This window comes from Cyanobium gracile UHCC 0139 (genome assembly GCF_034931325.1).
Classification (GTDB): domain Bacteria; phylum Cyanobacteriota; class Cyanobacteriia; order PCC-6307; family Cyanobiaceae; genus Cyanobium; species Cyanobium gracile_B.
Genome location: NZ_JAYGHX010000003.1, coordinates 43,608 through 64,349, shown reverse-complemented (window position 1 = coordinate 64,349; position 20,742 = coordinate 43,608). Strand labels below are relative to the sequence as shown.

The window sequence follows — 20,742 nt, the reverse complement described above, 5'->3', positions numbered from 1 at the left end:
GCCCGGTGGCTCGCCCCGGCTGGCATCCCCACCTCTGGCACCCCTTCACCCAGGTGGCCACCGCCGACCCGCCCCTGCGGGTGGTGCGCGGCGAGGGCGCCCTGCTGGAACTGGAGGACGGCCGCCGGCTGATCGATGCCATCAGCAGCTGGTGGGTGACCCTGCACGGCCACGGCGAGCCCGCCATCGCCGAGGCCCTGGCCCGCCAGGCCCGCACCCTGGAGCAGGTGGGCTTCTCCGATTTCCGCCACCCGGCCGCCGAGCAGCTGGCCGAGCGCCTGGCCGCCTGCAGCGGGCTGGAGCGGCTGTTCTTCTCCGACAACGGCTCCACGGCGGTGGAGGTGGCCCTCAAGATCGCCTGGCAGTGGTGGCGCAACCGGGGCGAACCGCGCCGGCAGCTGATCGCCTTCGACGGGGCCTATCACGGCGACACCTTCGGCGCCATGGCGGTGGGGGAGCGCTCCCTGTTCTCCGAGGCGTTCGAGCCGCTGCTGTTCGCCGTGGCCCGGGCCCCCTGGCCCGCCACCTGGTGGGGCGACGACGGGGTGGAGGCGCGGGAGGCGGCGGCCCTGGAGCGGCTGGAGCAGCTGCTGGAAACGCCCACCGCGGCGGTGATCCTCGAGCCCCTGCTGCAGGGGGCTGGCGGCATGGCCCTGGTGCGGGAATCGTTCCTGCGCCGGGTGGAGGCGTTGGTGCGCGCCAGCGGGGCCCTGCTGATCGCCGATGAAGTCATGACCGGCTTCGGCCGCAGCGGCCACCTGTTCGCCTGCCAGCGGGCCGGCATCCAGCCCGACCTGATGGCCCTCTCCAAGGGACTCACCGGCGGCTTCCTGCCCATGGGCGTCACCCTGGCCCGGGAGGCCGTCTTCGAGGGCTTCATCGGCACCACCCCCGGCCTCACCCTCTTCCACGGCCACAGCTTCACCGCCAACCCCCTGGGCTGCGCCGCCGCCCTGGCCAGCCTGACGCTGCTGGAAGAGCGGCCGGAGCGCCACCAGGGGTTCGAGGCGCGCCACCGCCCCCACCTGGAGACTCTGGCGCGCCACCCCCTGGTGCGGCGGCCGCGGCTGCTGGGCAGCGTCGCCGCCTTCGAGGTGGCCACCGACGCCCCCGGCTACCTCAATCCCGTCGGCCAGCGGCTGCAGCGGCTGGCCCTGGCCCGGGGGGTGTTCCTGCGGCCCCTGGGGCAGGTGGTCTACCTGCTGCCGCCGCTGTGCATCGACGACGACCAGCTGGCCCGGTGCTACGCGGTGATCGAGGAAGCCCTCTCAAGCCTCTGAGCCGGCGGGCGACGGGCGGCGGGCGGCGGGGCGGTCCTCCGCAGGCCAGGCCAGCCTCAGGGTCCCGCCAGGATCGCCGCCTCCACATCGGCCCGCGACAGTCCGTAGGGGAACTGGCGTGCCGTGGTGCGGCCCTCCTGGTGCCAGCTCACCCGCAGTTCCTCCACGTCCATCTCGATCCGGGCGCTCCACTCGGGGCGGTGCAGGTCCCAGTGGGCCACATTGCTGCGCGACTGGCTGGCCCCGAGCTGCCGCAGCCAGTCCTCCAGGGCGGGCAGGGGGTGGTTGTAGAGGGGGGTGGTGGGCTCGGGGGGCAGGGTCGCCATCGGATCGGCAGGGAAAAGGATGGTCAGGCGGCAGGCGGCTGGGGCAGCGGGGGGGCCTCAGGGGCCGGAGCCAGCGGGGCCTGGGGCACTGGCTCCAGGGGGGCCGGGGGCGCCGATGCCGCCTCCAGCTCCGACCACCAGCTGGGCCAGGCCATCAGTTCGGTGCCGCGGGCCCATGCCACCCCGAGGCCCAGCACCAGGCTGAGCACCAGGGCCACGGCCAGCAGCAGCAGGGCGAACCACTCGCCGCCGGACAGGGCCCGGCGCACCGGCACGGGCCGGACGACGGGTGCCGGGGGGGGCCGCAGCGGCGCCGGGGGCGCCGGCTGGGCCAGGGCGGCGTCGTAGAGCCGTCGGGCGGCCGGGTCGCTCAGCACGGCGTAGGCCTGACGCAACTGCCGAAAGGCCACCTCGGCCTCGCTCGCCGGCAGGGCGGTGGTGTCGGGGTGGTAGCGCTTGCTGAGCCCCCGGAACGCCTGGCGCAGCTCCTGATCGGTGGCGGTGGGCTGCAGCTGCAGCACCTGGTAGTGGGTGGGGGTGGAGGGCTTGGCTGTGGAGGACATGGTCCCTGAGGCGGCGGTGGCAGCCTGCCCGGCGTGAGGGATCCTAGGGAGAAGCACCACTGCCGTAGCGGATGGCCGCCAGCCCCGACCCCAGCGCCCCTCCCGATGCCGGCCTCTGGCAGGCGCTCGGCTGGACCCCCAACGACGACCAGCTGGCGGCGCTGGGGGCCCTGCAGGAGCAGCTGCGGCTGTGGAACGGCCGAGTCAACCTCACCCGGCTGGTGGAGGGCGACGATTTCTGGATCGCCCAGGTGTTCGACAGCCTCTGGCCCTGGGTGCCCCTGCTCACGGCCCCGGGCGGCGTTCCGGACGGCCTCGAGCTCATCGACGTGGGGACCGGCGGCGGTTTCCCCGGGCTGGCCCTGGCGATCGCCCTGCCCACGGCCCGGATCACCCTGGTGGATTCGGTGGGCCGCAAGCTGGAGGCGGTGCGGGCCATGGCCCGCAGCCTGGGGCTGGAGGGGCGGCTGCGGTTGCGCTGCGAGCGGGTCGAGCGCACCGGCCGCTCCAGCGACTGCCGGGGACGCTTCGATCGCGCCATGGCCCGCGCCGTGGCCAGCGCGCCGGTGGTGGCCGAGTACCTGGTGCCCCTGCTGAAGCCCGACGGCCTGGCGCTGCTCTACCGGGGCCAGTGGGGCGCCGACGACCAGCGGGATCTGGAGGCGGCCGTGGGGGTGCTGCGGGCGTCAGTGGATCCCCTGCAGCGCCGCGACCTGCCGGCGGGCCGGGGCGTCCGGCACAGCCTCTGGCTGCGGCCGACCGGCCCCTGTCCGGCCGCCTACCCCCGGGCCGTGGGGGTGCCCCAGAAAACCCCGATCGCCCCGGGGGCCATCACGCCGGGGGCCTAGGCCACCTGCAGCCGCTTGACGGCTTCGCCCCCCAGCCGCCCCCGCAGACGCCGCAGGAGGCCTGGGATCTCGGCGGCCCAGGGGCTGGCCTGCAGCACCGCCAGCAGCTCGGCCTCGCTGACGCTGCCGTCAAGGGCGTCGGCGTTCTCCCCCGGAAACCAGTGGCTGCCCTGGCCCAGCAGGCCGTAGCGGGCGCGGCCGTAGGCCTCCAGATCCCAGGCCTCCAGCAGGTTGTGCAGCCAGAGCAGCACCGGCAGGTTGATCCGGCCGGGGGTGTCCTCCCAGGCCGGCAGACCCCGGTCCCAGCTGGCCAGCCAGTCGTCGCCGAGGGCCCGGCGGCGCGCCTGCTCGAGGCGCTCCAGGATCGGCGGCAGCAGCTCCCCGGCCTGCGGCAGCAGCGCCAACACCTCCAGGTGCAGGTCCAGTTCCTGCGGGGAGCTGGCCCCGACGCTGATGGTGTGGATGCCGGGGGCCGACAGGCAGAACAGGTCGTTGAAGACGATGGGATGCAGCGGCGCGCAGAGGTCGCACAGGCGCTGGGAGGGGCTGTGCAGGTGGCCCCCCTTGTCGGTGGGGCTGATCACGAACACCCCCATGTCGTGGGCGGTGGCGGCCTCGATCGCCGCCCGGTTGTCCTGGCGGATGAAGTACCAGTGCAGGTTGATGTAGTCGAACTGGTCGCTGGCGATCGCCTCCAGGATCAGGGGCAGGGGCGCGTGGGTGGAGAAGCCCACGTGGCCGATCCGGCCCGCCTCCTGCCAGCGGCGCGCCACCGCCAGGCAACCGCCGGGCCGCAGGGTCTGATCGAGCAGTTCCGGGGTGTTGAGGCCATGGATGGCCAGCAGGTCGACCCGGCCCCCACCCCCGCCCGGGCCCCCCTCGCCGTCCAGGCCCAGCCGCTCGAAGCTGGTGCGCAGGTCGGCCTCGAAGGCCGCCGGATCTTCTGCCGGGGGCACCTTGGTCTGGAGGATCCGCCGGGGATCCGGCAGCCGGGGCAGCAGCCAGCCCAGCTGCCGTTCCGAGGTGCCGTAGTGGCGGGCGGTCTCGATGTGGTGCAGCCCCGCCGCCAGGGCGGCCCGCAGGGTGGCCTCGAGGTTGGCCTGGCTGCCGGCCTCCACCGCCTCGGGCGGCAGGTCGCTCCAGCTCTGCTGGAAGCGCATCCCCCCCAGGGAGAGCACCGGCATGGCCAGTCCCGTGCGGCCGAAACGCCGGGTGGGGATGGTCACGGCGACGGCGGGACGGCGCGGGGCAGGGTGCGGCGACGGCGCCCGTGGGAGGGCAGCCCCAGGGGCTGGATCTCCTGCTCGTCGAGCTGGGCCCTCAGGGCCGGCAGCTGCTCGTAGGGCACCCAGTGAATGCAGTCGACGGGGCAGGTGTCGATCGCCTCCTGGATCCGCTCGGTGCTGTCGCCGTCCTGGCGCAGGGCCCGGGAGCGGCCCCAGTCGGGTTCCACCACGAAGGTGTTGCCGGCCACGTGGGCGCAGTAGCGGCAGCCGATGCAGACGGCCTCATCCACCCAGACGGCCTGCTGGCGCAGGGCCCCGCCCAGCACGGGCTCCCGACCCGTCGCCGCCGCCTCCGGAGCCACCGCGGTGCGGAAGGCGAGGGCGGGGTCGAGACCGGCGGAGGGACCCGTCGCGCTCACGGGATCAGGCGTCCCAGCGGGTCACCACCAGTTCGATGCTGCCGTCCTGGTGGCTGGTCTGCTCGCTCACCTGGAAACCCTCCTCGGCGGTGCTGGCCAGGATCGTGCGCAGGGCGTAGCGCTGGGTGAGCTGGGCCAGGAAACGCTCCACCGGGATGGGCTGCTTCCAGAGCTCCAGGTCGGTGACCAGCTCGTAGCTGCCGCTGTCGGGGTTGAAGCGGAAGCCGATGTCGACGCCGTCGGCCTGGGGAATGGCGAGATCGGCGGTCACCGTCTGGCCGCGGTAGCCGCGCACCTGGCAGGAGCCCTCGGCCGGCGGATGGCCGAGGTCGCGGAGGGCGTCCACCAGGGCCTGGCGATCGCGCAGCTCGGTCTTGACGGTGCTGAAGTGCGACATGGGACGAAAGGGAAGGGGGAGCGGGGGCTCAGGGCCCGTGGTGCTGGACGACCACCTGGGGGTCCTGGAGAACGAGGGGGGGCGTCTGGAACGCTTCCGAGGTGCTGCGTCGTTGCTGCACGCTGCCCAGCCGGGCCTCGATCCGCTCCGTGAGACGGGAACACCCCTCGCCCTGCACGCCCTCCACGAGTTCCTCCACGCGCCCGTCGGGGCGGATGCGGAAGCGGATGGTGCGTTGGGCCATCCCGGATGGGCTGCACAGGTGAGACCGGGATCTTAACCGCGATTTCCGGAGCTCGCGGCCGTCGCACGGCCCTGGCTGAGGCCCTTCAGCTGATCAGTCCCTCGTCCACCAGGGTCTGCAGCCGTTCCAGCACTTCCGGCTGCTCCAGCTGCTCGAGGGCCATGCGGGCTTCGTCGCGGACGGTGGGGTCGCCGTCGTGCAGCATCGTGTGCAGCAGGGCCTCCACCACGTCCCGCTGGCGCGGCTCCACCAGATCGGTGTAGAGGCGCCCCAGCGACCAGGCGCAGTTGCTGCGCACCGCCGGCTCGCTGTCGATGCGAAGGCTGAGCAGCAGCTGGGCGGCGGCGGGGTCGGCCTTGGCCACGCCGGTGGCGCCGGCATCGGCCAGGGAGCTGGCCGCCCACAGCCGCACCGCGGCGATGTCGAGCTCCAGGGCCCGGATCAGCGGGTTGAGCACCGGGGCCTCGGGGTAGTTGCCAAGGCTCCAGGCCACCGCCTTGCGCACGTAGCCGTTGTCGTCGGCCGCCAGCAGGCCCAGCAGGGGCTCCACCGCCAGGGGGTGGGGGTTGCGGCCGAGGGCATAGACGGCACTCATCCGCACGATCGGGCAGCCGGCCTTCAGCAGCGGCAGCAGCAGGGGGATGGCCCGGGGGTCACGGTGCTCGCAGAAGATGCGCAGGCCCTGCAGACGCTCCTCCCGTCCCCCCTTCAGCAGCTCGATGCCGAGGTCACACTGGGAGGCCACATCGGAGCTGGAGGGGGCGGCGCTGTCGATCTCATCGAGGGGATCACCCAGGAGCTCCTGCGCCAGCTCACGGGCCAGCACCTCCGGATCGAGGGCCAGCGCGTGGGTGGTTTCGGGAAAGGGCAGGCCGTCGTCCGGCATGGAGCCATCCAGGTGAAGGCATCGTAAAAGCCGGGGGGCGCCGGATCAGCCCAGCGGCGCGGGATCAGCCCAGCGGGGCGGGGGCGGCCATGTCGCCGGGCAGCCAGATGCGGGCGCTGACGGCGAACAGGGCCAGGCCGAAGAGCAGCACGATGGCGACTGGCAGCAGCGTGGAGCGCAGGAAGGACATGGGGGAGACGGGACGGCGGGGCTGGCTGCATTGTGGTCCGACCGGTCGCCCCTAGGGTTCGGCGATCCGCGAGCGGCCATGGCCAGCCCTGCCTCCAGCAGTGTCCGCCCCTGGCGGCGCCTCCTGGCGGTGGCCGCCGAGGGGGTGGCCAGCGGCACCCCCTACATGGTGGGCACCAAGCTGCTGCAGGGCTGGCTCACCGCCAGCCAGATCCCGCTGAGCCTGATCGGCCTGCTCGGCCTGGCGGAGCTGCCCTACACGCTCAAGATGGTCTGGGCTCCGGCCCTCGACCGCTGGCCCCTGCCCTGGCCGGACCGCCGCCGCGGCTGGCTGCTGGTGCTGCAGCTCACCCTGGTGGCGGTGATCGGGGCCATGGCCCTGCTGCGGCCCTCCAGCGATCCGGCCAGCCTCACAGCGATCGGGGCGATGGCGGTGCTGCTGGCGGTGGTCAGCGCCACCCAGGACATCGCCGTCGATGCCTACCGCACCGACCTGTTGCCCGATCTGGAGCGGGGCGCCGGGGCCGCCGCCTCCAACCTGGGCTACCGCACGGCGATGCTGGCCGTGGGGGCCGGCGGCTTCATCCTGGCCGGCCGCTTCGACTGGCCCCTGGCCTTCCTGTTCTCGGCCCTGCTGATGCTGGTGGTGGTGCCGTTCACCCTCACGGCGCCGCGGCTGGAACCCCTGGCCGTGCCGGTGAGCAGCCTGCGCCAGGCGGTGCTGGGTCCGGCGCGGGAGTTCCTCCGCCGCAGCGGCGGCCCCCGGGCCGCGGCCCTGCTCACCCTGGTGCTGCTCTACCGCTGGCCCGACGGGCTGCTCGGGCTGATGGCGGTGCCGTTCCTGATCCAGAAGGGCTTCAGCCCCGAGGTGGTGGGGTCGGTGCTGGCGGGCTGGGGCATCGGCGCCACCATCGTCGGCACGGTGCTGGGGGGCGTGCTGTTCGGCCGGCTGGGCATGAACCGCTCCCTGTGGCTGTTCGCCCTGGTGGGGGCGGCGGGCAACCTGGCCTACTGGGGCCTGGCCCGCTTCGACGGCGGCATGCCGGCCCTGCTGACGGCCGTGGCCCTGGAGAACATCGGTGGCGGCATGGTGGGCGCCGCCTTCGTGGCACTGCTGATGAGCCTCTGCAACCCCCGCTTCTCCGCCACCCAGTACGCCCTGCTCTCGGGGGTCTACGCCCTGAGCCGCTCCCTGCTGGCCGCCCCGGCCGGCCTGGTGGCCGAACGGCTGGGCTGGCCTGGGTTCTTCCTAGCCACCACCGCCGCGGCCCTGCCGGCCTTCCTGCTGATGCTGCGGCTCACCCCCTGGAACGGCCAGGGCGCCCGCGGCGCCTACAGCGCCGAGCGGGACGGCGGCTGAGGAGCGGCCCCCGGCGCCTCCCCAGCCATGTCTGGCCCAAGGAACCCCTGCAGCAGCGGCAGGTACCGGGGGGAGGCCTCCACAGCGTTGTGCCCCTCGACCGGCAGCACTACCAGGGAAGCCACCCCGGGCCGGAAGCTGGAGAGCAGGGCGTCGGTGTTGGCCCGCGGGATCACCTCATCCCGTTCGGCGGCGATCAGCAGGGTGGGCGCCCCGACCCGGGGAGCCGCCTGGTCGGAGCGGTACTTGTCGTGGAGCAGCAGCCCCACCGGCACCAGGGGGTAGTGGCGGGCCGCCACGGCCTCGATGCTGTCGAACGGCGTCACCAGCACCAGCCGGGCCACGGGACGCCGGGCGGCCACGTGCACCGCCACGGCGCTGCCCAGGCTGCGACCGATCACGGCGATCTGCCCGTGGTCGGCCCGCACCCGGTCGAAGAGGGCGAGGGCATCGGCGAAGAGGGCCCGTTCCGAGGGCCGGCCGCTGCTGCCGCCGTAGCCCCGGTAGTGCAGCAGGTAGAGAGAGTGTTCTGGAAAGGCGGCCGTCAGCAGGGGCAGCTGGCCCTCCACAGCCTCGGCGTTGCCGCCGAAGTACAGCAACGCCAGCGGGCCGGGGCGGCGCCGGACGGTCACCAGCACCCGGCCCCCCGGCGGTCCGCCCGTGATCGGCAGGGCCAGCAGCTCGCCGGGCGCATCGGCGGAGCGGGGCTGGGGAAAGTAGAGGAAGGAGCGCTGGCGCAGGAACAGCAGGCCGCAGAGGGCCCCGTAAGCCAGTCCGACGGCCAGGAGGACCGCCAGGGCCGGGAGCGCGCGCGGCGGAATCGAGATGGCGCTCACCCTGCCGGGGCGTCCATCAGCCGGCGGCGCAGCTGGCCGCAGGCGGCGTCCTGGTCGAGGCCGCGGCTGGCCCGCACGCTGACGGCGATGTGGCGCCGCTGCAGCTGGGCGCGGAAGGCCTCCACCGCCTCCGGGGCGGGGCGACGGAAGTCCTCCTCGGCGATCGGGTTGTAGGCGATCAGGTTGACGTGGCTCTGGAAGCCCCGCAGCAGGCGGGCCAGGGCATCGGCCTGGCGGGGATGGTCGTTGACGCCCCCCAGCAGGATGTATTCGAAGCTGACCCGCCGGCCGGTGATGGCCACGTAGTGGCGGCAGTCGTCCAGCAGGGCCTCGAGGGGATAGGCGTGGGCGGTGGGGATCAGCTCCTCCCGCAGGCGCTGGTCGGGGGCATGGAGGCTCACGGCCAGGGTGAACTGGGCCCGGCCGAGCCGCTCCAGGGCCCGCTCCGCCAGGGTGGGCAGGGTGCGGGGCACCCCCACCGTGCTGACGGTGATCTGGCGCTGGGCCATGCCGAGGTCGGTGCAGAGGCAGGCGATGGCCTCCAGCACCGCTTCGGTGTTCAGCAGGGGTTCGCCCATGCCCATGAACACCACGTGGGAAGGGCGCCGGTCCATGGCTTCGCGGATGCTGAGCACCTGGTCGACGATCTCGTGCACCGCCAGGGAACGCTGCAGGCCCCCCTTGCCGGTGGCGCAGAAGCGGCAGGCCATGGGGCAGCCCACCTGGCTGCTGACGCAGACCGTGAGCCGCTCACCGCTGGGGATGCCGACGGTCTCGATGCCGAGGCCATCGGCGGTGGCCAGCAGCAGCTTGGTGGTGCCGTCGCGGGCGTCGCTGCGGTGCAGCAGGGCCGAGCGGCCGATGCCGGTGCCGCCCGCCGCCAGCCCCTCGCGCCAGGCCTTGGGCAGCACCGTGATCGCGTCGAGGCTGCGGGCCCCGCGGCTGTAGATCCAGTCGTGCAGCTGGCGGCCGCGGAAGGCCGGCTGACCCTGGTCACCGGCCCAGGCCTCCAGGGCCGCCTGGCCCATCCCCAGCAGGGGGGCAGGCCCGGCCATCAGGGCCAGATGAGCAGGCCGTGGCCCAGCTTCCACTCCACCGCCAGCAGGGCGATGAAGCCGAGCATGGCGAAGCGGCCGTTGAGGCGCTCGGTGTGGGTGTGGAAGCCGAAGCGAGGCAGCCGGCGCACCGGCACGGGGGTGGGCCGGGAGGGAGCCGCAGGGGTGGCGACGGCGGGATCAGTCATCGCTGAGCAGCCCCTCCTCCTGCAGACCCTCGAGGGCCGCCGGATCGGCGATCAGCTCCTCCTCCAGCCCCTCCTCGGCGGTGGGACGGGCGAAGGCGGCGAAGCCGCTGGCGGTCGCCTCGATGCCGTGGCGGCTGCGGGTGGCCTCCAGATCCTCCTCGGAAGGGTCATCCAGCACGGCGGCGGTGGCCGCCGGGGCCGGCATCTCGACCGTGTAATCGGGACGCAGGTTCTGGTTGCGGCGGTAGCCGGCGGCTTCCTCCTCAAGGATGTCGGGGTGGGGTCCGGCCTCGGCGCGCAGCTCCTCCTCGAAGCCCCCGAAGCCGGTGCCGGCGGGGATCAGGCGGCCGATGATCACGTTCTCCTTGAGGCCCCGCAGCCAGTCGCTCTTGCCCTCGATGGCCGCTTCGGTCAGCACCCGGGTGGTCTCCTGGAAGGAGGCCGCCGAGATGAACGAATCGGTGTTCAGGGAGGCCTTGGTGATGCCCAGCAGCACGGGGGTGAACTCGGCGGGGGCGCCGCCGGTGATGCCCATGGCGGAGTTCACCTGCTCCACCTGACGCAGCTCGATCAGCTCGCCGGGAAGCAGGGTGGTGTCACCGGCGTCCTCGATCCGGACCTTGCTGGTCATCTGACGCACGATCACCTCGATGTGCTTGTCGCTGATCGAGACCCCCTGCGATTTGTAGACGTTCTGCACCTCCGTCACCATGCGGAACTGCAGCTTGGAAATCGCCTCCTGGGCCGCCTCCATGGTGGGCTTGCGGCTGCGCAGGTCCTCGAAGAAGCAGTCGAGCAGCTCGTGGGGGTTGATCGGCCCGTCGGTGAGCATCTCGCCGGCGCTCACCTGCTGGCCATCGGAGACCATCACGTTGCGGCCCAGCAGGATCGGGTACTCGGTGATGACGTCGTCGGTCTCGATCACCGACACGGTGATCGAATCGTCGTCCTCGCCCTGCTTGATCTGCACGGTGCCGCTCTTGCGGCAGAGCACCGCCGATTCCCGCGGGCGGCGGGCTTCGAGCAGTTCCTCGATCCGGGGCAGACCCTGAACGATGTCGCCGGTCTTCTGACGCTCGAACACCAGCAGAGCGAGGGGATCACCACGCTGCACGAGTTCGCCGTCCCGGACGTGCAGCACCGAATCGGGCGACACCATGTAGGGCCGGCCCAGACGGATGGTGAGGGTCTTGCCGTTGATGGCCTCCACCTGGCCGCAGCAGGGAGAGAGAACCCCGTCGGCGAGCTCTTTGCCGTCGACGATGCGGTCGCCCACCGCGACCGCCGGGGCGGCCGTGCCGAGATCCAGGCTGAGGGTGTCGTTGGCCCGCTCCACGATCAGGCGGCGGATCGGTTCACCGACGACGGGCTCGGGCAGTTGCACCACCCCGTCCCCGTTCTCCTTGCAGAGGATCTGGGTGGTGGCCACCACATCGCCCCGTTTGACGGTCATGCCGTCCTCCACCTGCAGTTCGGTGTGGGTGGAGCCGTGGCTGGCGTCGGAGAGGGTGTCGCGCCGCACCAGCAGGGTTTCCAGGATCACCAGCTGCAGCCGCTCGATGGTCTTGGCCCGCTTGTCGGCCACCGCCTCCACATCCACCGTCATCTGGGGGGTGGTGTCGAAGGTTTCCAGGATCAGCTGGGTGCGCAGCAGTTCCACCCCTTCCACCGACTTGATCAGCTCACCGTCCTTGAAGGTGAGGCGCTGGGTGGCCTTCAGCCCCAGGGAGGGACCGCCGGTCTGCTTGACGGTGGACAGCTCAGGCAGGTGGGCGGCATCGGGAATGGCGTATTCCTCGACGGGGCGCAGCAGCAGGGCGCCGCCCTCGGGGGTGTCGACCTTCTCGACGAATTTCATCGCCTCGGCCTTGAGGCCGGGGGCGATCTCCTCGCCGGGGTTGACCATCTTGCCGTCCTCGCCATAGCGGCCGAGCACCTTGGCATCGGAGACCAGGTGCAGCTCACCGGAGCGCACGATGATCTCGCGCAGGATGTCGTTCTTCTGGGTGACGGTGACGATGCCCGCCGTCTGGCTGAAGATGTCCTTCACCACCTCGGTGCCGGCCTCGATCCACTGGCCGTCCTCGATCATCAACAGGGAGATGTCCTTGTTGATTTCGTGGGTTTCCTGGGGAATCCACAGCAGGGTGCCGCCCTTGCTCACCTCGAAACCGTGCTTGGCGGAGCGGGCCTTCTTGATCGAGAGGCCGGGGGCGAATTTCACCATGCCGCCGGTCTGGGTGCGGAAGCGGTCGTCGGTGAGTTCGGCGATCACCTCACCGGCGCCGATCTTGGTTCCGGGCTGGGTCTTGACCAGGTAGCGGGTGTTGTCCTTGCCCTCCAGGTGCCAGCTCTCGCCGGTGTGGCTGGATTCGCCCACCAGCTTGCAGTCCTTGAGGGTGAGGCTGGCGGTGACGATCTGCACCTCGCGGGAATCGCCGGTGGACTCCCGCAGTCGCACGGCACCGCCGTACTCGCTCTGCAGCCGGCTCTCGGCCAGCACATCACCGGCGGTCACCGGCTTGTCGGTCTCGACGACGGGCAGGGCGTTGGGCGGCAGGTTGTAGACGTCGCCGCTGAACACCCAGAGGCGGCCGAGACGCTGGGCCTTGTGGGTGATGTTGCCCTGGCGGTCGGTGACCTCCCGGGGCTGGATCACATCCTCGAAGCGCACCTGGCCGGGCAGATCGCAGATGACATCCTTGGTGGCCTTCTCCACGCTCTTCTTCACCGCCGAGCCCGAGGAGATCTGGGCCAGGATGATGTCGTTGGCGACGGGATCGCCATCGGCCACGAACAGGATCGAACCGTTGGTGATGTCGATCTTCTGCACCTTGCCCTTGCCGGAGGGCTTGAGGGTGAGGGTGAAGTCGGTTTCGGCCAGCTTGGCCTCGACGCCGTGGGGGGTGCGGTGGTCGCGGACCCGGGCCTTGGGCCCGAATTCCACCACCCCATCCACCAGGGAGCGCACCACGCCGGTCTCGGCCGTGGACACACCACCGGTGTGGAAGGTGCGCATGGTGAGCTGGGTGCCCGGTTCACCGATCGACTGGGCGGCGATGATGCCCACGGCTTCGCCCAGGTCGACCAGTTCGTTGTGGGCCAGGGCCCAGCCGTAGCACTTGCGGCAGACCGAACGGGAGGCCTCGCAGGTGAGGGGCGAGCGCACCATCACGGTGGCGATCGCCGCCTTCTCGATGGAGGCCGAAATCGCCGGGTCGATCTCACCGTTGCGGTCGACGATGACGACGCCGTCACTGTCGACGACGGGCTGGGCCGCCAGACGGCCCACCAGCTTGGTGCCGAAGCGGCCCCGCTCGTCGGCGTTGATGGGGATGAAGCGGTGGGTGCCGCAGTCCTCTTCCCGCACGATCACGTCCTGGGCCACGTCCACCAGACGGCGGGTGAGGTAGCCGGAGTCGGCGGTGCGCAGGGCGGTATCCACCAGGCCCTTGCGGGCACCGTAGGAGGAGATCACGTACTCGGTGACCGTGAGGCCCTCGCGGAAGTTGGTGCGGATCGGCAGGTCGATGATCTCCCCCTGGGGGTTGGCCATCAGGCCGCGCATGCCCACCAGCTGACGCACCTGGGACATGTTCCCCCGGGCGCCGGAGTTGGCCATCATCCACACCGAATTGAGTGGATCGTTGTCGTTGAAGTTGCGGCGCACGGCCGCCACCAGCCGCTCGTTGGTCTCGGTCCAGGTGTCGATCACCTTGGTGTGGCGCTCCACCTCGGTGATCTCACCGAGCCGGTAGCGCTCCTCGGTGGCCGTGATCTGCTCCTCGGCCTCCTCCAGCAGAACCGCCTTGTCGCCGGGGATGCGCAGGTCGTCGACCGAGATCGACACCGCCGCCTGGGTGGCGTAGTGGAAGCCCAGGTCCTTCAGCTCGTCGGCCATCGCCGCGGTGGCCGCGGTGCCGTGGTGCTTGTAGGCCCAGGAGACCAGGTTGCGCAGCGCCTTCTTGTCGATGATCCGGTTGCGGAACGGCGGCGCCTGCTTGCTGAGGGCCGAGGCGGCCGCGGCCGCGGCGGCATTGGCGGCCGCCAGGTCGGCGGCGGCCTTGGCGCTCTTCTTGCTGATCTTCTTGGCGGGGGTGGCGGTCATGGCGGCGCGCGATGGAGAAGGCTGGAGGGAATCGGAAGACACGGGGCGCGGGGCTAGGCCCGGCCGGTGGAACTCAGGAGGCGGCCACGGCGTCGATGATCGTGTGGTTGATGACGACCCGACCCACGGTGGTCAGGAGGTAGCGGCTGATCAGGGCGCCGTCCTCATCGAAGCGGTCGCGGCGGTACTTCCACTGCTCGACGCGGGTGCCATCGGAGAGGGTGTCGGTGGAGATGGGTTCGTTGTCCTCATCGTCGCTTTCCACCTCACCGTTGAAGCGCACCCAGACCCAGTCGTGCAGGGTGAGGTGCTTCTCCTCAAAGGCGGCGATCACGTCCTCGAGGTCGGCGAAGGTACGGGAACGGTCGCCGAAGGCGGGCTGCGCCTTGTCCCGGTCGACGGCGGTGAGGTAATAGGCGCCGAGCACCATGTCCTGGGACGGGGTGATGATCGGCTCGCCGGTGGCGGGGGAGAGCACGTTGTTGCTCGCCAGCATCAGCATGCGGGCCTCCGTCTGCGCCTCGATCGCCAGGGGCACGTGCACGGCCATCTGGTCACCGTCGAAGTCGGCGTTGAAGGCGGGGCAGACCAGGGGATGGAGCTGGATGGCGCGGCCGTCCACCAACTTGGGCTCGAAGGCCTGGATGCCGAGCCGGTGCAGGGTCGGGGCCCGGTTGAGCAGGATCGGGTGCCCTTCGATGACTTCCTGCAGCACCTGCATCACCTCGTCATCGGCGCGCTGGATCAGCTTCTTGGCCGCCTTGATGTTGTTGACGATGTTCTGGCGGATCAGGCGATGGATCACGAACGGCTGGAACAGCTCGATCGCCATCTCCTTGGGCAGGCCGCACTGGTGCATCTTCAGCTTGGGGCCCACCACGATCACGGAGCGGCCGGAGTAATCCACCCGCTTGCCCAGCAGGTTCTGGCGGAAGCGGCCCTGCTTGCCCTCGATGATGTCGCTGAGCGACTTGAGGGCCCGGTTGTTGGCCCCCACCACGGTGCGGCCGCGGCGGCCGTTGTCGATCAGGGCATCGACGGCCTCCTGCAGCATCCGCTTCTCGTTGCGGACGATGATCTCGGGGGCGAGGATCTCCTGGAGGCGCGCCAGGCGGTTGTTGCGGTTGATCACCCGCCGGTAGAGGTCGTTGAGATCGCTGGTGGCGAAACGGCCGCCGTCGAGCTGCACCATGGGGCGCAGATCGGGGGGAATCACCGGGATCACATCCAGCACCATCCACTCGGGACGGGCGTTGGTGGCGATGAAGTTGTCGATCACCCGCAGGCGCTTGATCAGCTTGGCCCGCTTCTGGCCCTTGGAATTGTTGATGTCCTCGCGCAGCTGCTCGGCCTCCTTCTCGAGGTCGAGGTCCTCCAGCAGCTGCTTGAGGGCCTCAGCGCCGATGCCCACCATGGGCTCGTTCTCGATCTCGGAATCCTCGGCGAAGATCTGGTCCTCGATCTCCAGCCACTCGTCTTCGGTGAGCAGCTGCTTGTAGGTCAGGTCCTTGTGGTCACCCTTGTCGAGCACCACGTAGCAGTTGAAGTAGACGATCTGCTCCACGTCCCGCAGGGGCATGTCGAGCAGGATCGCCACATAGCTGGGAATCCCCTTGAGATACCAGACGTGCGACACCGGAGCCGCCAGCTTGATGAAGCCCATGCGGTGGCGCCGCACCCGGCTCTCGGTCACCTCGACGCCGCAGCGCTCGCAAACGATGCCGCGGTGCCGCACCCGCTTGTACTTGCCGCAGTGGCATTCCCAGTCCTTGGAGGGGCCGAAGATCTTCTCGCAGAAGAGCCCGTCCATCTCGGGCTTGAGGGTGCGGTAGTTGATCGTTTCCGGCTTGGTGACCTCACCCACCACCTGTCCGTTGGGCAGCGTGCGCTGCCCCCACTGCATGATCCGCTCGGGGGAAGCGAGCGTGATCTTCACGTAGTCGAAGTGGTTTTCGGTGCGGAGGTTGCTGTTGGACATGGCGGGGACGCAGGGTGATCGGGAGAGACGGAGAAATCAGAGCCGGTGAATCAAGCGATCAGTCATCGTCGTAATCCGCGACACCGAGGGATTCGTAGGTGGGACGGCTGGGGGTGCTGCGACGCGGGTTGACGTCCTGCATCAGGTCGACCTCCTCGCCGGCATCGGTGTAGACGGCGATGTCGAGGCCGAGGGACTGCAGCTCCCGCATCAGCACCTTGAACGACTCCGGTGTGCCCGGCCGGGGGATGGGCTTGCCCTTGACGATGGCGTTGAGGGCCTCGTTGCGGCCCTGCATGTCGTCGGACTTGACGGTGAGCAGCTCCTGCAGGGTGTAGGCGGCGCCGTAGGCCTCCAGGGCCCACACCTCCATCTCCCCGAGCCGCTGGCCGCCCTGCTGGGCCTTGCCGCCCAGGGGCTGCTGGGTCACCAGGGAGTAGGGGCCGGTGGAGCGGGCGTGGATCTTGTCGTCCACGAGGTGAACCAGCTTGAGGATGTGGGCGTAGCCCACCGTGACCGGCTGGTCGAAGGGTTCGCCGCTGCGGCCGTCGATCAGCTGGATCTTGCCGGGGTTGGCGGGGTTGTAGACCCAGTCCTTGCCGGGCAGCTTGGCGGCTTCCTCGAGGTAGGCCTGCACCGTCTGCTTCGACTTCTCGGGGCCGTACATCTCATCGAACGGCACCACCTTGACCCGGCAGTCGAGGTGGGAGGAGGCCCAGCCCATCAGGCACTCGAACACCTGGCCCACGTTCATCCGGCTCGGCACCCCCAGGGGGTTGAGCACGATGTCGATGGGGGTGCCGTCGGGCAGGTAGGGCATGTCCTCGCGGGGAAGGATGCGGCTGATGATGCCCTTGTTGCCGTGGCGGCCGGCCATCTTGTCGCCCACCTGGATCTTGCGGCGCTGGGCCACGTAGACCCGCACGACCATGTTCGCGCCCGGCGGCAGTTCGTCGCCCTGCTCGCGGGTGTAGATGCGCACATCCACCACCCGGCCCCGTTCGGTGCTGGGCACCCGCAGGGAGTTGTCGCGCACGTCGCGGGCCTTCTCGCCGAAGATGGCGCGCAGCAGCTTCTCCTCGGGGGGTTGATCCGACTCGCCCTTGGGGGTCACCTTGCCCACCAGGATGTCGCCGGATTCGACGTAGGCACCGATGCGGATGATGCCCATTTCGTCGAGGTGGCCCAGGCTTTCCTCGGCCACGTTCGGAATTTCCCGGGTGATCTCCTCGGGTCCGAGCTTGGTCTGGCGGGCTTCAATCTCGTACTTCTCGATGTGCACCGAGGTGTAGAGGTCGTCCTGAACCAGCCGGTCGCTGACCAGGATGGCGTCCTCGTAGTTGTAGCCCTCCCAGGGCATGTAGGCGATCAGGACGTTCTGGCCGAGGGCGATCTCACCGCCTTCGCAGGCGGAGCCGTTGGCCAGCACCTGGCCGGCGATCACCGGATCGCCCTGGCGGACGATCGGCCGCTGGTTGAGGCAGGTGTCCTGGTTGGAGCGCTGGTACTTCTGCAGGAAGTGGGTGTGATCCCGGCCCTGCTCGTCACGGATGACGATGGCGGTGGCGTCGACGAAGGAGACAGTGCCGTTCACCTTGGTGATGGGCACCATGCCGGAGTCGCGGGCCACCTGGGTCTCCAGGCCCGTGCCCACCAGGGGCCGCTCGGGGCGCAGCAGCGGCACCGCCTGGCGTTGCATGTTCGAGCCCATCAGGGCCCGGTTGGCGTCGTCGTGCTCGAGGAAGGGGATCAGGGAGGTGGCCACCGAGATCACCTGCACTGGAGACAGCTGGACGTAGTCCACCTGCTCGGGGGGAACCTTCTCGAAGTCCTGGCGGTAGCGCACCGGCACCAGGTCGACGGTGATGCGGCCGTCGGCGTCGGTGGGCACGTCACCGGGGGCCACCCGGCACTCGTCCTCCAGGTCGGCGGAGAGGTAAAGGGGATCGCCCTGCTTGAGGACGATGCCGTCCTCCACGCGCCAGAAGGGGGTTTCGATGAAGCCGTACTCGTTGACCCGGGCGTGGGTGGCGAGCGAACCGATCAGACCGGCGTTGGGGCCTTCAGGGGTCTCGATCGGGCAGATGCGCCCGTAGTGGGAGGGGTGGATATCGCGCACGGCGAAGCCGGCCCGCTCCCGGGTGAGGCCGCCTGGGCCGAGGGCGCTGATGCGGCGTTTGTGGGTCAGCTCAGCCAGGGGGTTGGTCTGGTCCATGAACTGGCTCAGCTGGCTGGAGCCGAAGAACTCCTTGACCGCCGCCACCAGGGGTTTGGGGTTGACCAGCTGGGCGGGGGTGAGCGATTCGGTCTCGCCGACGGTCATCCGTTCCTTGATGATCCGCTCCAGGCGGTTCAGGCCCACCCGCACCTGGTTCTGCAGCAGTTCGCCCACCGAGCGCACCCGGCGGTTGCCCAGGTGGTCGATGTCGTCGAGGCAGGCGCCGCCCACATCGAGCTCCAGGTTGATCAGGTAGTCGATCGTGGAGAGGACGTCCTCGGCGGTGAGGGTGCGCACCGCATCGGGGATGGTGAGACGCAGCTTCTTGTTGATCTTGTAGCGGCCCACCCGGCCCAGGTCGTAGCGCTTGGGATCGAAGAAGCGGCTGTGCAGCAGCTGCTGGCCGCCGCTCACCGAGGGCGGCTCACCGGGACGCAGCTTCTTGTAGAGCTCCAGAAGGGCCTGGTCCTCGGAGCTGATGCCCTCCTCATTGGAGGCCTCGATCGACTTCTGGTAGTACTCCGGGTGACGCAGCTTGTCGAGCACGTCGTTGTCGGACAGGCCAATGGCCCGCATCAGCACGTGGGCGTTGATCTTGCGGGTCTTGTCGACGCGCACGTGCAGCAGGTCGTTCTTGTCGGTCTCGAACTTGAGCCAGGCGCCCCGGTTGGGAATCAGGCTGGCGTTGAAGGTCTTGCGGCCGTTCTTGTCCTGCTCGTCCTTGAAGTAGACGCCGGGGCTGCGGACGATCTGGTTGACGATCACCCGCTCGGCACCGTTGATGATGAAGGTGCCGCGCTCGGTCATCAGGGGAAGCTCCCCGATGAAGACCTCCTGCTCCTTGATCTCACCGGTCTCCTTGTTGACCAGGCGGCAGGTGACGTACATCTGGGAAGCGAAGGTCGCATCGCGACGCTTGGCCTCTTCCACGTCGTGGCGCGGACGTTTCAGGCGATACTGGTCGCCGATGAAATGCAGCTCCAGCTTGCCGGTGTAGTCGGTGATCGGGGAGAAGCTGTCCAGCTCCTCGATCAGGCCCTTCTCCAGGAACCATTTGAAGCTCGCCCGCTGTACCTCCACGAGATCGGGAAGGTAAGTGACGGTCTTGGCGACCTGGATCGCGCTGCTCATGCGGTGAACCTGCAGGAACGAGGTGGTGGGGCGGACCTGGACGGGGACGGATCGGCTGGACGGGCCATGCCAACAGGCGCTCAGCCAAAACGTCCGCCCCTGGAACAGGGACGAACGATCCGGCGGGGGCGCTTACAGGGCTCGCTGCTGGTTTGCCGACTCAATTGATGCCGTCGTGGACAAAAGGAGCGCTTCCGCTTCCAGGCCAATAAGACATCATACAACCTGAAGGGGCAGTCGGAAAAGACGCGCCGCATTGGCGGTGGTCGTCGTCGCCACCTCCTCGAGCGTCTCGCCCCGCAGTTCGGCCACCCGGGCCGCCACCGAGGCCACGTAGGCGGGCTCGTTGCGCTTGCCGCGGCGGGGCACCGGCGCCAGGAAGGGGCAGTCGGTCTCGACGAGGTAGCGGTCGGCCGGCACCAGCCGGGCACATTCATGGATGGGCTCGGCCCTGGGGAAGGTGACCGTGCCGCTGAAGCTGATGAACAGGCCGAGCTCAAGGAAGCCGGCCATTTCCCCGGGGGTGCCCCCCCAGCAGTGCATCACGCCGCGGGGGCAGCGGCCCACTCGCTCACGACGGCGCAGCTCGGCGAGCATCGGTTCGGCCGCGTCCCTGCAGTGGATGATCACCGGCAGATCCAGGGCCACCGCCAGATCCAGCTGGGGCCCCAGGGCCGCCAGCTGCTCGTCGAGGTTGGTGGCTTTGAACAGGTCAAGACCCAGTTCGCCAATCGCCACCACCCTGTCGTCGGCGCGGGCCGCCGCTTCGAGGGTGGCGGCGGTGTCGCCGTGCCAGTGCTGGGTGTCGAGGGGGTGGACCCCGACGGCATAGCGCAGTTCGGGAAAGCGATCGGCCAGGGCCCGGATCGCCGGAATCTCCGCGGGCTCCACACAGGCATGGACCAGGGCTTTCACCCCCGCCTCACGCCAGCGGCTGGCCACCTCATCAAGATCCGCCTCGAAATTGCGGAACACGATGTGACAGTGGCTGTCGACCAGGGATGGGGCGGCCTGGTGGGAGCTCACGGCCATGGGGAGGGCTTCAGGCGCCGGCGCTGCCGGCGGCGGTCGGCTCGAGCACCCGCTTCACCGCCACGCTCAGACGCGACTTCTGGTTGGCACCGGTGTTGCGGTGCACCACACCCACCTTGACGGCCTTGTCGATCTTGCTGAAGGCGGCATTCATGCTCGCCTGGACGGCGGCCTTGGCCTCATCGCCGGGCTGCTGGCCGTAGGCGCTGCAGGCGGTGAGGCAGCGCTTCATCAGGGTGCGCAGGGCGGACTTGTAGGTGCGGTTGCGCAGGCGATTGCGTTCGGCGATCTCAATGCGCTTCTTCGAAGACTTGTTATTGGCCACAGGCGTAGGGGCGCTGACTCGGCAAACGCGGATCCTACCCCGTGGGCCCCGGCCGCTTCCAGGCCCTAGTTTCAATGCAGCTTTCCGCCTCCGGCACCGCCCCGTGGTCGCTTCCACCCCAACCGGCAGCAGC

At 70.1% G+C, this 20,742-nt stretch carries 19 protein-coding genes; 3 read left to right on the top strand and 16 right to left on the bottom strand.

All coding sequences use genetic code 11. The annotated features are described in order from the left end of the window. Positions 1–5 precede the first annotated feature (5 nt). The gene (gene bioA, locus VB738_RS06430; RefSeq protein ID WP_323304968.1) at positions 6–1,280 is read left to right on the top strand and encodes an adenosylmethionine--8-amino-7-oxononanoate transaminase; all 1,275 of its coding nucleotides are present in this window, start codon (positions 6–8) and stop codon (positions 1,278–1,280) included. 56 nt (positions 1,281–1,336) lie between these two features. On the opposite strand, the gene VB738_RS06425 is transcribed toward bioA, so the two are convergent. Continuing rightward, entirely contained in the window at positions 1,337–1,606 is a 270-nt protein-coding gene (locus VB738_RS06425; protein ID WP_190610764.1) for a DUF3143 domain-containing protein, read from the bottom strand. Positions 1,607–1,629: 23 nt separating this feature from the next. Further along, positions 1,630–2,169, bottom strand: coding sequence for a J domain-containing protein (locus tag VB738_RS06420; RefSeq protein WP_323304967.1), 540 nt, complete (start codon positions 2,167–2,169; stop codon positions 1,630–1,632). Between the two features lie 71 nt (positions 2,170–2,240). Here VB738_RS06420 and VB738_RS06415 point away from each other — a divergent pair, with 71 nt between their 5' ends. Then, positions 2,241–3,017 (top strand): 16S rRNA (guanine(527)-N(7))-methyltransferase RsmG, encoded by a 777-nt coding sequence (locus VB738_RS06415; protein ID WP_323304966.1) that lies wholly within the window; start codon positions 2,241–2,243, stop codon positions 3,015–3,017. Here VB738_RS06415 and VB738_RS06410 read toward each other — a convergent pair. The 6 genes from VB738_RS06410 to VB738_RS06385 form a co-directional block, all read right to left on the bottom strand. Continuing rightward, positions 3,014–4,201, bottom strand: coding sequence for an aldo/keto reductase (locus VB738_RS06410; RefSeq protein WP_323305177.1), 1,188 nt, complete (start codon positions 4,199–4,201; stop codon positions 3,014–3,016). The two genes, VB738_RS06415 and VB738_RS06410, sit on opposite strands and share 4 nt — an antisense overlap. 38 nt (positions 4,202–4,239) lie before the next feature. Beyond that, positions 4,240–4,662, bottom strand: coding sequence for a ferredoxin (locus tag VB738_RS06405; protein WP_323304965.1), 423 nt, complete (start codon positions 4,660–4,662; stop codon positions 4,240–4,242). 4 nt (positions 4,663–4,666) lie between these two features. Further along, the gene (locus VB738_RS06400; RefSeq protein ID WP_323304964.1) at positions 4,667–5,059 is read right to left on the bottom strand and encodes a DUF1257 domain-containing protein; all 393 of its coding nucleotides are present in this window, start codon (positions 5,057–5,059) and stop codon (positions 4,667–4,669) included. 28 nt (positions 5,060–5,087) lie between these two features. Next, complete coding sequence (locus VB738_RS06395; protein ID WP_323304963.1) at positions 5,088–5,303, bottom strand: DUF2997 domain-containing protein; 216 nt, start codon at positions 5,301–5,303, stop codon at positions 5,088–5,090. Positions 5,304–5,388: 85 nt separating this feature from the next. After that, positions 5,389–6,189 (bottom strand): HEAT repeat domain-containing protein, encoded by an 801-nt coding sequence (locus VB738_RS06390; protein WP_323304962.1) that lies wholly within the window; start codon positions 6,187–6,189, stop codon positions 5,389–5,391. 64 nt (positions 6,190–6,253) lie between these two features. Continuing rightward, positions 6,254–6,379, bottom strand: coding sequence for a hypothetical protein (locus VB738_RS06385; RefSeq protein WP_254944288.1), 126 nt, complete (start codon positions 6,377–6,379; stop codon positions 6,254–6,256). A 78-nt stretch (positions 6,380–6,457) separates the two neighbouring features. On the opposite strand from VB738_RS06385, the gene VB738_RS06380 reads away from it, so the two are divergent. Then, complete coding sequence (locus VB738_RS06380) at positions 6,458–7,738, top strand: AmpG family muropeptide MFS transporter (RefSeq protein WP_323304961.1); 1,281 nt, start codon at positions 6,458–6,460, stop codon at positions 7,736–7,738. On the opposite strand, the gene VB738_RS06375 is transcribed toward VB738_RS06380, so the two are convergent. The 8 genes from VB738_RS06375 to rpsT all read right to left on the bottom strand — a co-directional run bounded on the left by VB738_RS06375 (position 7,711) and on the right by rpsT (position 20,609). Next, positions 7,711–8,574, bottom strand: coding sequence for an alpha/beta hydrolase (locus tag VB738_RS06375; protein WP_323304960.1), 864 nt, complete (start codon positions 8,572–8,574; stop codon positions 7,711–7,713). The genes VB738_RS06380 and VB738_RS06375 overlap by 28 nt on opposite strands. Then, entirely contained in the window at positions 8,571–9,629 is a 1,059-nt protein-coding gene (rlmN, locus tag VB738_RS06370; RefSeq protein ID WP_323304959.1) for a 23S rRNA (adenine(2503)-C(2))-methyltransferase RlmN, read from the bottom strand. Before rlmN ends, VB738_RS06375 begins: the two co-directional genes overlap by 4 nt. After that, a complete protein-coding gene (locus VB738_RS06365) occupies positions 9,629–9,817 on the bottom strand; it encodes a high light inducible protein (protein ID WP_254976342.1) in 189 nt (62 codons plus the stop codon). Before VB738_RS06365 ends, rlmN begins: the two co-directional genes overlap by 1 nt. Further along, on the bottom strand, positions 9,810–13,925 hold the full coding sequence (locus tag VB738_RS06360; protein ID WP_323304958.1) for a DNA-directed RNA polymerase subunit beta': 4,116 nt from the start codon (positions 13,923–13,925) through the stop codon (positions 9,810–9,812). Before VB738_RS06360 ends, VB738_RS06365 begins: the two co-directional genes overlap by 8 nt. A 73-nt stretch (positions 13,926–13,998) precedes the next feature. After that, on the bottom strand, positions 13,999–15,903 hold the full coding sequence (locus VB738_RS06355) for a DNA-directed RNA polymerase subunit gamma (RefSeq protein WP_323304957.1): 1,905 nt from the start codon (positions 15,901–15,903) through the stop codon (positions 13,999–14,001). A 58-nt stretch (positions 15,904–15,961) separates the two neighbouring features. Continuing rightward, positions 15,962–19,252, bottom strand: a complete 3,291-nt coding sequence (rpoB, locus tag VB738_RS06350) for a DNA-directed RNA polymerase subunit beta (RefSeq protein ID WP_254948498.1) — start codon at positions 19,250–19,252, stop codon at positions 15,962–15,964. Between the two features lie 216 nt (positions 19,253–19,468). Continuing rightward, on the bottom strand, positions 19,469–20,284 hold the full coding sequence (locus VB738_RS06345; protein WP_323304956.1) for a TatD family hydrolase: 816 nt from the start codon (positions 20,282–20,284) through the stop codon (positions 19,469–19,471). A 10-nt stretch (positions 20,285–20,294) separates the two neighbouring features. Beyond that, complete coding sequence (rpsT, locus tag VB738_RS06340; RefSeq protein ID WP_323304955.1) at positions 20,295–20,609, bottom strand: 30S ribosomal protein S20; 315 nt, start codon at positions 20,607–20,609, stop codon at positions 20,295–20,297. Positions 20,610–20,742: the final 133 nt, after the last annotated feature.

What these genes read in the sequence shown, in the direction of transcription:
- VB738_RS06400 (WP_323304964.1), bottom strand. Translation starts at nt 5,059, where the DNA reads ATGTCGCACTTCAGCACCGTCAAGACCGAGCTGCGCGATCGCCAGGCC.
- VB738_RS06385 (WP_254944288.1), bottom strand. Translation starts at nt 6,379, where the DNA reads ATGTCCTTCCTGCGCTCCACGCTGCTGCCAGTCGCCATCGTGCTGCTC.
- VB738_RS06410 (WP_323305177.1), bottom strand. Translation starts at nt 4,201, where the DNA reads ATGCCGGTGCTCTCCCTGGGGGGGATGCGCTTCCAGCAGAGCTGGAGC.
- rlmN (WP_323304959.1), bottom strand. Translation starts at nt 9,629, where the DNA reads ATGGCCGGGCCTGCCCCCCTGCTGGGGATGGGCCAGGCGGCCCTGGAG.
- rpoB (WP_254948498.1), bottom strand. Translation starts at nt 19,252, where the DNA reads ATGAGCAGCGCGATCCAGGTCGCCAAGACCGTCACTTACCTTCCCGAT.
- VB738_RS06395 (WP_323304963.1), bottom strand. Translation starts at nt 5,303, where the DNA reads ATGGCCCAACGCACCATCCGCTTCCGCATCCGCCCCGACGGGCGCGTG.
- VB738_RS06355 (WP_323304957.1), bottom strand. Translation starts at nt 15,903, where the DNA reads ATGTCCAACAGCAACCTCCGCACCGAAAACCACTTCGACTACGTGAAG.
- VB738_RS06360 (WP_323304958.1), bottom strand. Translation starts at nt 13,925, where the DNA reads ATGACCGCCACCCCCGCCAAGAAGATCAGCAAGAAGAGCGCCAAGGCC.
- VB738_RS06390 (WP_323304962.1), bottom strand. Translation starts at nt 6,189, where the DNA reads ATGCCGGACGACGGCCTGCCCTTTCCCGAAACCACCCACGCGCTGGCC.
- VB738_RS06425 (WP_190610764.1), bottom strand. Translation starts at nt 1,606, where the DNA reads ATGGCGACCCTGCCCCCCGAGCCCACCACCCCCCTCTACAACCACCCC.
- VB738_RS06380 (WP_323304961.1), top strand. Translation starts at nt 6,458, where the DNA reads ATGGCCAGCCCTGCCTCCAGCAGTGTCCGCCCCTGGCGGCGCCTCCTG.
- VB738_RS06420 (WP_323304967.1), bottom strand. Translation starts at nt 2,169, where the DNA reads ATGTCCTCCACAGCCAAGCCCTCCACCCCCACCCACTACCAGGTGCTG.
- VB738_RS06415 (WP_323304966.1), top strand. Translation starts at nt 2,241, where the DNA reads ATGGCCGCCAGCCCCGACCCCAGCGCCCCTCCCGATGCCGGCCTCTGG.
- VB738_RS06365 (WP_254976342.1), bottom strand. Translation starts at nt 9,817, where the DNA reads ATGACTGATCCCGCCGTCGCCACCCCTGCGGCTCCCTCCCGGCCCACC.
- VB738_RS06345 (WP_323304956.1), bottom strand. Translation starts at nt 20,284, where the DNA reads ATGGCCGTGAGCTCCCACCAGGCCGCCCCATCCCTGGTCGACAGCCAC.